Raw genomic sequence first — 8,807 nt, 5'->3', positions numbered from 1 at the left:
GGCGTCGGGGTGTGCGGCGGGTGGCGTAGGTGCTGCGGCGGCAGCGTAGTTGGTGCAGGGCGGCCGTGGTGTGGGGGAGCGGGCGGCGGGCTAGGTCCAGGCCGACGCGAAGGGCCTGATCACCCGGGACGTGAACGTCGACTCCGCATTCTGGGCCAACCGTCAGCCCATCAACTGCGTGAGGCGGTCGAGGTCGTCGCGTACGGAGTCCTGTTCCTCCGCGGTGAGTTGGACTGCGGTGGCCGCGGCCAGTGCGGACGTCGCGGCCTCCTTGTCGCCGAGACGGGTGGCGACGTCAGCACGCAGCACGAGTAGCCGAAGCAGCTGTACAGGCGTGGGCTGCTCGTCCCGTAGGCGCAGCGCCCGGTCGATGATTTTCGCGGCGCCCGTCAGGTCCTCTTTGGAGTCGGCGAGGAGGGAAGCGTGGTGCACGGCCCGGGCGAAGGTCTCCGTGGGGGCGGGGCGGTGGTGCTGGTCGTCGCTCATCTGCTGCCCGATGCGGATGCAGTTGCCGCCCGGGTCGGTCATGAGGAACTGACGCACACCGTGTGAGGTGTTCCTCAGCGGCCCGATTCGCGGCAGCCCGCGGTTCGGTACTCGCCCGTACGCCGCCTTCAGCCGGGCCCGGAAGGCCTCGTGCAGCCCGTCGATGGCATCGGTCTGGACGATGCACGTACTGAACGACTCGGCCGGCTCGTAGTGCTTCATCCCGAAGAAGTGGAGCTGTATGCCGCCGCGCTGGACGACTGCGTACGGATTGGGGCTCTTCTGCTGGAAGGTCACCTCGAACCCAAGGGCCGTATAGAAGTCGAGAACGGGCTGGATGGTCCGACACGGCAGGACCGGAATCGTCTTCTCGCTCATACCGACCACTCTAGTCAAACTTGACCAGAGGGTGGGGGATACGTCGGCGATGGACTCACCGGCCCTGAAGGCCGTGATCACGTAGGTCGGAGTGATGTTCGGCCGCCGAGCGGGCCGCGCGGCGGAGCTCGGCGTGCACGCCCTTCCCTGCCGGCGGAGGAGATCAGGCCCGCCTCAGCCGCCACAGCCGAAATACGCCCGTACCGTCCTGCAAGTACTGCCCACCGCCCACGTACGGGGTGCTCACCACGTAGTCCTTGCGCTGCCACAGGGGGATCAGAGGCACGTCCCGGGCCACGCGGGCCTGGAGGGTGTCAAAGGCATCCGCGGTGCGGCCGCGGTTGGCGAGCCGTCGAGTGTCGCCCACAAGATGGTCGACCTGGGCGTTGCTGTACCCGGTATTCATCGAGGAGCCGGTTTCGACGAGTGCGGCGCCGAAGGTCTCCGGGTCGGGATAGTCGGCCACCCAGCTCACTGCCCATGCGTCCATCGTTCCCGCTGCCCACCGTTCCTGGAAGTCGGCCCACTGATAGCCCGTGACGTCCACGGTGAAGAGGCCGCCCGTCTGCAACTGCTTCTTCAGCACGGCCGCCTCTTTGGTGCTCACGCCGACGCCGCGGCCGCGGTCGTATCCGAAGGTGATGCGCACCGGCAGGCTCACTCCGGCATCACTGAGCAGCTCGCGGGCCTTCTCGACGTTCGGCCCTCCCGCGTAGTCGTCGAAGAAGGGGGTGGTGTGTCCGGTCATCCCGCTCGGGATGACCGAGTACAGCGGGTCGACGGTGTTCCGGAACACGGTGTAGGAGAGTGCCTCGCGGTCGACGAGCCAGGCCATGGCGCGACGCACACGAGCATCGTGCAGAGGAGAGCTCTTGCGGGTGTTGAGGTAGAGGTTGTGCGTCTGGGCGGTATCACTCGCCGTCATCCGCAGCGTGGGATCACCGGGGTCGAGCTCCGCGAGCAGGTCCACGGGGAGAGTCCGGCTGGTGACGTCGACCTGCTGTGCCTTCCAGGCGCGGGCGAGGGTGTGAGCGTCGGGGTAGTAACGGAGCCTGATCGGATTGCCGGTCTCGTGGAGGTAGCCCCTGTAGTGAGGGTTCGGATTCAGGTCCGCCTGGTGGTCCTTGGTGTATGCCGACAGCGTGTACGGGCCCGTGCCGTCGACCGCGGAGCCGGCACGCAAGGAGGTGGCCGGGTATTTCTGCCGGTCCACGATGGAAGCGGCTCCGGTGGCCACTTTCAGCGGGAAGGTGGCGTCCGGGGCCGAGAGGCGGAAGGTGACCGTATCGCTGGTGTCGGCGGACACCGTGTCGAGCGTCTTGAAGAGGGAGGTCGGGCCGACGTCGGAGTTGATGCGCTTGACCCGGTCGAAGGAGTGCTTCACGTCTGCCGCGGTCAGGGTGCGCCCGCTGGGGAAGGTGATGTCGTGTCGTAGCCGGCAGCGGAAGAGCCGCAGCTCCTCGTCCTCGAAGTCGCATCGCTCGGCGGCGTCCGGGACTGGCGTCGGGTCTCCTGGATCGAACGTGAGGAGAGTCTGGAAGACGTTGCTGAAGAGCGCCCAGGAGCCGGAGTCGTACGCGCCGGCCGGATCCAGGGACGTGACGGGCTCCGTCGTTCCCACGGTGATCGCCTCATGGTCTTCTGTCTGCTGCGACAACCATCGCCAGCCGCCTGCTGCCACCACGGTGAGAACGAGAAGTGCCACTAAGAAACGCAGGCGAAGAGATCGCATGAGGGTCCTCTTGAAGGTGTGGGGGAGTGCATCTCGCCGCCGCCTGCCGGCCGAACGGCGCGCCGCGACGGTGTTGGTGGTTACGCCCGTGTCGAACGTGGCGGAGGCGTGGCGTGTTCGGGCATGGAGGCTCCTCGGACGGGGCTGCCAGCTCCAGGGGCAGCAGCGGCGACGCAAAGGATCATGCGTCTTCGCTGCGGCACTCTCTCCTGAGCGCCCTCGCCGGGAATATCCGTGTACGCGCTTCTACCTACCCCTATTTACTTCTGAGGCTCGCTCTTCGCCTTGGACCGCGATGGCAGGCCGGGAAACGCACCAGATCACCGGTCGTCCCAGGACCAGCGGATGCCGAAGTACGACGGGGGCAGGTCCAGACCGACGGTGTGTACGCAGTGGTCGGCGCCGAGCCACAGCATGCGTTCCCGTATGTCGGCGGAAGCGTGCGGGACGTGGAAGGCGTGGCAGCTGGTGGGCAGCGCCGCGGCGTCGAAACGTACCTCGATCACGCACTCCCGTACGGGCACCTGGAGGTAGAGACCGGCACGCTGGGCCGTCGGCCTGGTGCCGACGTGTTCCAGGACGTACTCGACGATGACGGTCTCCCCGCGTGACAGTGGACGGTCGAACAGCAGTTCCGCCACCAGGATGCCGTGGGCGGGATCGTCCAGGGACGCGCCCACACGTCGTGGCGTCGACGGTCGCAGCACCGGGGCCGGGCCGGGCTGGTCGGCTTGGTAGCTGATGATGTACCGGTCGGGTCCGTCCGTCTCCGCGCGCAGTACCTGACGGCTCCACAGCATGTGTTCGCCGCCCCGGGCGTCCACGTCGATCCGCTGGTGTCGGCTCACGCAGGTCAGGTGGGCCGTCCAGCGGGTGTCCACCGCCTCCAGCGCGTCGTTCAGCACCCCGGCCCAGGCCTCGGCCAGGCTGGGCCGGCCGGCCGCACCGTTCAGATGGCGCCCGCGCGGCTTCGGAGGCGCGAGCAGTGAACTCAGAGCCCTGGCAGGGAGGTTCAAGACCTTCTCCAAGGCTTCGAGTGCGCGCAGCGCGTGCGGACGCTCCGGCCGGTACTTGCCCGACTGCCAGGCGCTGATGGTGGCCGTGGTGATGGGGGCGCCACCCTGTTTCAGGCGTTCCTGGAGGCGGCTGAGGCTCAGCCCCCGGTTCTGGATGGCCACCCGCAGTGCCTCGCTGAAGGGGCCGGTTCGCAGCAGGACCGACAACGGGTCGGGCTGGGGGACACACGGTGCGGGAACGGCCGCACGGGTGCCGTCAGGAAGTGGCGCATGCTGGGAGTTCATGGGCGCAAGCCGTTCTGACGGTGACCGGATCGGTGGGGCGTGTGCGGCATCTTCGCACGCCGGCTCACCGATGGAGCCGACTCGTCCGCTTGTTGGTGCGGTGACGTCCTCGCACGGTGGGCCGTCCAGGAGCCGGCCCGAATACCCGTAACGCTTGACGGTCGCGGGACCCTTGCCCTGCTCATGCCACGTACACAGAATCTCATCTGTCGGTCAGTGGAACGCTTCGCAGAGCACGCCCGAGGTCCGAGTCACTCGGGACGTCCCGTGGTCCGCCACACCCCAGGCGGCTCGCGCCCTGCCCCCCACACACACACCGAGACCGCGTTCTCGTCCCCCCGCCTCCCCATCAAGGACGTCGCTTCATGTCATCAACCTCGTATCGTCCCCACCGTCACCGCGGCCGTCGCACGCTGACGGCGGCCGCTCTCGTTCTCGCCGCCGCCTTTACGGCCACGGCCGCATCGACCGACTCGGCCTCGGCGGCCACGGGCAAGAACGTGCTCAACATCTCCATGCAGGAGCAGGAGAACACCAACTGGTGCTGGTCGGCCAGCGGCAACACCATAGCCAGCTGGTTCGGCTACAAGTACACGCAGACCCAGTTCTGCAACGCTGCTTTCGGACGGGCCCAGGGCGGCTCGTGCCCCAACGACCAGGCGACGCTGGAAGACGACCAGACCGCCTTCCGGTGGATGGGGCTGTCACCGGGCACCGTGACGTCCGGCGTCATCAGCTACAACGCGGTACAGCAGCAGATCGACGCGAAGCGGCCGATGATGGCCCGCATCCAGTGGAGCTCCGGCGGCGGCCACGCCGAGGTGCTGTACGGATACGACACCAGCAAGTCCTGGGTGTACTGGGGCGACCCGTGGCCGGACGACTACCGGTACAACTGGGCGACCTACGACTACTACCGCAGCAACTCGGACTTCTCCTGGACGCACACGCTGTACGGGATCGGAGCGTGACCGCCGTGAACACCACCAAGACCACCACCACTCGCGGCCTGGCCTGCGCCGTCCTCGCGACCGCCGCCCTCGGCCTGTGCGGGACCGGCACTGCCGCGGCGGCCGGGTCCACGCCGCCGCCCGCGCCGACCGCCCTCACCTCGACCCAACTGGCCGCCGGCCGCGCGGCCGCGGACAACAGCGCCACGCGCAAGGTGCTGAGCGACTTCTTCGCTCACGCTCCCCGGGACGGCGGCCCGGCGGCCAAGGCCGACTCCCCGGCGGGTGAGGCCGCTCCCGTGCGCCTGGTCGGCGACAGCGTCACCGTCTACGCCCTCAATCCCGACTTCGTGCGCGGGGAGGCCGGCGCCCCGGTCGCCCGGTCCAACTACGTCGCGACCAAGGCGGTCTCCGCCACCGGTCAGACCGCCAGCGTGTGGAGCGAGCCCGCGGCCGGCGGCTGGAAGGTCATCAACATCGCCAGCGGTTCGGACGAGACCGATTACGCCGCCCTGGCGCACGGCAACGGCACCGTCTTCCGCGAACCGCAGATCAACGCCTGGTACGTCCTGCGCGGCGACCGGGTGCTGCCGCTGAACGCCGAGGCCAAGGCCACCGTCGGCGTCGACGGAGCCAGCGTCGCCGCGTATCACCAGCATGTGCACACCGCCTACGCAGACAAGCTGCCCGGCTCGTCCTACGCGAAGAAGGGCTACGCCGGCGGCTTCGGCAGCGCGGCGGCAGACGCTGCACAGAAGCACACGGCAGCCGGAGCCACCACATCCGCGGCGACGTCGGACAGAACGGACGGGCACACCACGGCCGGGGTGCTGGCCGGCGCCGCTCTGCTGACCGGACTGGGCGGCCTCTTCGTCAGGCGACGCCTGACACGCCGCTGACCGCACCCGAGCCGGGGGCCACGAAACCCCCGACCGAAGGGGTGGCGACCCAGCCACCCGGACACGATGGCCCCGGCGGGACGATCCCCGCCGGGGCCGCCCCTATGCCTTCGGTCGGCACATCTCAGGGGGCCAGGCCCCCGCCGCGAGGAGGGCGGCGCCGGCGGGTTCCAGCACCCAGCGCATGCCGCTCAGGTGTTCGGCGTCCGGGACGACGCCTGGCAGCGATTCGGGGGGAAGCCTGATGACGGCCCAGCACCGCACGCCCGCAGGGGTGCGCTCCGTGCCGTGCGCGGTGGAATAAGCGTCGAGGAGGGCGAGGCTCCAGCCGTCTTCGTCGCGCGCGCTCTGTGGGGTGTTCCGGGCACGGCTGCACTGTGGGGCCTCGTCGTGCACTTCAAGGATGAGTTGGTCGCTCTCCAGATCGAGGCGCACCGTCATGTTCCCGGCCGCTCGCCGGACACCTCGGGCGAGCAGTTCGCCAGAGACCACGGTGAGACCCCAGCTGGAATCGTCGTCCAGGTCGAGGCCCCAGGAGCGCAGAGTCGCACGGACACGGCTGCGGCCTTCTCGGACGGCCCAGGGCTCCGCACGAAGAACGAAGGACGCGGCCTTGGTGGCCGCGGAAAACGTGTCTGCTTGGCCGGTCGGCACGCCCGTGCGTCTCCTCAGAGGTCGATGATGTCCACGGCGAGCCCGCCGCGTTGGGGTCGGGCCGGGAGGCCGGCCCGCTCGAGTGGGGCGAACGGGCCGACCGGCTGGCGTCGTTGAGGCTAGGGACCGCAACCTCCGCGCGTAAATACGGCAACTTGCGCTACGGATACCCGAGAAACGTCACGGAGCGCAGGGCCGCACCCGACTCGGATCGCTCTTCTGATGCCGCCAAGCGCGAACTGCGCGCACAGAACGCTCAACGTTCTGTGCGCGCAGCTTCGTCAGTCGTCGGTACATCGAGCGCCGGAGCCGGGCCGACGGCAGCCTGCGCTCACGTCAGGTCAGCCTTCGACGAGCTTGCCCATGGCGTGGGCCTCGTTGACGACACCGGCGTCGAAGAACTTCCACGGCACGGTGAAGTAGCCGCCGGCGCCCCACTCGGTGCCCCAGCTGTTCTCGATCTTCACGCCCTTGTCGTTGTAGGCGACGATGGTCACCTCGTGCCCGCCGAGGACCGGGTCGCTTCTGTCGTCACCGGGGAGGTAGCTGTAGTCGCCGGCAGTGTCGGCATTCAGGTCCTGGAAGCTCTGGTGGGCCTCGAAACCGATCGGCACGGGCATGCCCCGGGAGATCGAGTCCTCGATGGCCGCCCTGGCCTCTTCGCCCTTGACAGGCAGCTCGGTGAAGCCGGAGAGCTTGTAGTGGGCCGCGTTGGCGCGCTCGGCATCGTCCGGCTGGGTGGTGAAGTCGAAGTCGCCCTGCCAGTAGTCGGCCTTGGTGTCGATGCCCTGTTCCTTCTGCATCGGCAGCGCGACGGAGGCCCAGGTGCCCTGGTCGTTGCCCTTGGCGATCTGCGAGTACGTGAACATGGGGGCCATCGGGCCGTCGCTGATGTTCTGCTCGTTCATCAGGATGCCGTAGCCGCTGTAGCCGGTGGCCCAGGCCACGCAGGAGCCGACCTTGCCCTGGTCGCCGGGCGACTGCGCGTACTTGGTGAGGTCGTAGCTCTCGGGGGCTTCGGCGGTCCGCGCGATCGGGGCGATGTCGTTGAGCGCCACCGCGGAGGGGGCGGACGCGGGTGCCTTGGAGCGCTTCGGCGCATCCAGCCGGAAGCCCATGCCGTGCTTGGGCTGCGCCTTGTGGACGGTGCCCTGCTGAGCGGTGTCCGACGGCGAGGGCGCGGTGGCCGCCGTGGCCGTGGTGGCGAAGACCAGGCCGCTGAGGACGAGGGCGGTGGGGACACCTATCGCTTTGGTCAGACGCATGGATCTGGCTCCAGTCGAGTGTGGGGGGAGGCAGGCAGGCGGAAGGTGCGTGCCTGTCTGGTTGCTGAGTGAACTGACAGTGCGTCATGGCTTGGGGGCCGCACAGTCAGGACAAGGGTTGCCGCCCGGACTTGCCAGGTGATCTCCGGGCGACGGGCACAACCTTGGCACCCTGACGTGCTCACGTCGATGGGGTGAGGAGCGTTCACCGTTAAGCGTTGACACCTCGCCAAACGCAATCGCACGTTGCTGGTGGCGCGAAGCCGGCCGGCCGTCCGAACTCGCGCTTCCGCGGGCCTCTTGCGTACCGGTCCATTCCCGGAGGCGAGGCCCTGCGTGCCGCGATGGCGGCCAGCTGCAGGAGTACGCGTCGATGGCGGAGACGGCGTCGAAGCCCTATCGCGATCGATCCAGGCGACGGTCCGAGGGCGTTCTCGATGGGGAACCGGAAGAAGGCGCACTACCGGCGGACTGCCGAGAGCAGTCCGCCGGCCACCTCTCGTGCTGCGGTGGGGTGCTGATCCGGTGGCCGTAGGCGGCGGTCCGCTCGCGCACGGTGTGGTTTTCTGCCTCCCGGCCAGCCAGCCCCCGGGTCGTCGGGCATCTCCCGGACCCACGGGGACGCCGCCGATCCCGGCGCGGCGTCCTTAGCGTCTCCGTGCTCGCGGGCCAGGCATGCGGCAACGCCGCGCCGTATCCGCCGGCCTGCCGGAGTTCGGCGGGGACCACTGCGACAGCGTGGTCGCGTCAGGCCCGGCCGTGCCCGCCGCTCGGCGTTGCTCGGGGTAGCGCTCACGCCGGCTGCCACGGCGGACCGCCGTGGCAGCCGACGCCCCGGTTCCCTTCAGCAGTAGTTCGTGTTGGCGAAGCTCGCGAACGCGGCCCTCGTCTGCGGTCCGGCGACGCCGTCGATGCCGACGCCCAGCCAGTTCTGCAGGGCCTTGATCGTCTGCGTGCCGACGACACCGTCCACGACGAGGCGCCCGTTCACGTAGGAGCCAGTCCAGTTGAGGAACTTCTGGGCGGCGATCCAGCTGTTGGTGCCCAGCTGCCCGTCGATCGTGCCGGGGTTGAATCCCCACCCCTTCAGCCAGCACTGCCAGTGCTTGGCCTGGGTGGTGTTCAGACCGAGGTTGTTCACC

The 8,807-nt window shown here is 69.0% G+C and carries 8 protein-coding genes; 2 read left to right on the top strand and 6 right to left on the bottom strand.

Going from position 1 to position 8,807, the window contains the following annotated elements:
• Positions 1–162 precede the first annotated feature (162 nt).
• From GTW67_RS09965 to GTW67_RS09955, 3 genes are all read right to left on the bottom strand, one after another.
• Positions 163–864, bottom strand: coding sequence for a bleomycin resistance protein (locus GTW67_RS09965; RefSeq protein ID WP_161164436.1), 702 nt, complete (start codon positions 862–864; stop codon positions 163–165).
• A 163-nt stretch (positions 865–1,027) separates the two neighbouring features.
• On the bottom strand, positions 1,028–2,596 hold the full coding sequence (locus GTW67_RS09960; protein ID WP_161164435.1) for an ABC transporter substrate-binding protein: 1,569 nt from the start codon (positions 2,594–2,596) through the stop codon (positions 1,028–1,030).
• Positions 2,597–2,916: 320 nt separating this feature from the next.
• Positions 2,917–3,897: a helix-turn-helix domain-containing protein gene (locus GTW67_RS09955; RefSeq protein WP_237518765.1), complete on the bottom strand. Its 981-nt coding sequence runs from the start codon at positions 3,895–3,897 to the stop codon at positions 2,917–2,919.
• 365 nt (positions 3,898–4,262) lie between these two features.
• Here GTW67_RS09955 and GTW67_RS09950 point away from each other — a divergent pair, with 365 nt between their 5' ends.
• Positions 4,263–4,868 (top strand): papain-like cysteine protease family protein, encoded by a 606-nt coding sequence (locus tag GTW67_RS09950; protein WP_161164434.1) that lies wholly within the window; start codon positions 4,263–4,265, stop codon positions 4,866–4,868.
• Complete coding sequence (locus tag GTW67_RS09945) at positions 4,865–5,746, top strand: hypothetical protein (protein WP_161164433.1); 882 nt, start codon at positions 4,865–4,867, stop codon at positions 5,744–5,746. Before GTW67_RS09950 ends, GTW67_RS09945 begins: the two co-directional genes overlap by 4 nt.
• A gap of 102 nt (positions 5,747–5,848) precedes the next feature.
• Here GTW67_RS09945 and GTW67_RS09940 read toward each other — a convergent pair whose 3' ends face one another.
• The 3 genes from GTW67_RS09940 to GTW67_RS09925 all read right to left on the bottom strand — a co-directional run.
• On the bottom strand, positions 5,849–6,400 hold the full coding sequence (locus GTW67_RS09940) for an ATP-binding protein (protein ID WP_161164432.1): 552 nt from the start codon (positions 6,398–6,400) through the stop codon (positions 5,849–5,851).
• A 341-nt stretch (positions 6,401–6,741) separates the two neighbouring features.
• The gene (locus tag GTW67_RS09935; protein WP_237518764.1) at positions 6,742–7,665 is read right to left on the bottom strand and encodes a C1 family peptidase; all 924 of its coding nucleotides are present in this window, start codon (positions 7,663–7,665) and stop codon (positions 6,742–6,744) included.
• A gap of 844 nt (positions 7,666–8,509) precedes the next feature.
• Positions 8,510–8,807, bottom strand: a 298-nt coding sequence (locus GTW67_RS09925) for a peptidoglycan-binding domain-containing protein (RefSeq protein WP_237518763.1), incomplete at its 5' end; no start/stop codon positions are given.

This window comes from Streptomyces sp. SID5910 (assembly GCF_009862125.1).
GTDB lineage: Bacteria > Actinomycetota > Actinomycetes > Streptomycetales > Streptomycetaceae > Streptomyces.
Note: the sequence above shows the minus strand (reverse complement) of the source record. Positions and strands in the feature narration are given on the sequence as shown.

Coding starts and splice junctions, on each gene's coding strand:
- GTW67_RS09965 (WP_161164436.1), bottom strand. CDS start 864: ATGAGCGAGAAGACGATTCCGGTCCTGCCGTGTCGGACCATCCAGCCC.
- GTW67_RS09960 (WP_161164435.1), bottom strand. CDS start 2,596: ATGCGATCTCTTCGCCTGCGTTTCTTAGTGGCACTTCTCGTTCTCACC.
- GTW67_RS09955 (WP_237518765.1), bottom strand. CDS start 3,897: ATGAACTCCCAGCATGCGCCACTTCCTGACGGCACCCGTGCGGCCGTT.
- GTW67_RS09950 (WP_161164434.1), top strand. CDS start 4,263: ATGTCATCAACCTCGTATCGTCCCCACCGTCACCGCGGCCGTCGCACG.
- GTW67_RS09935 (WP_237518764.1), bottom strand. CDS start 7,665: ATGCGTCTGACCAAAGCGATAGGTGTCCCCACCGCCCTCGTCCTCAGC.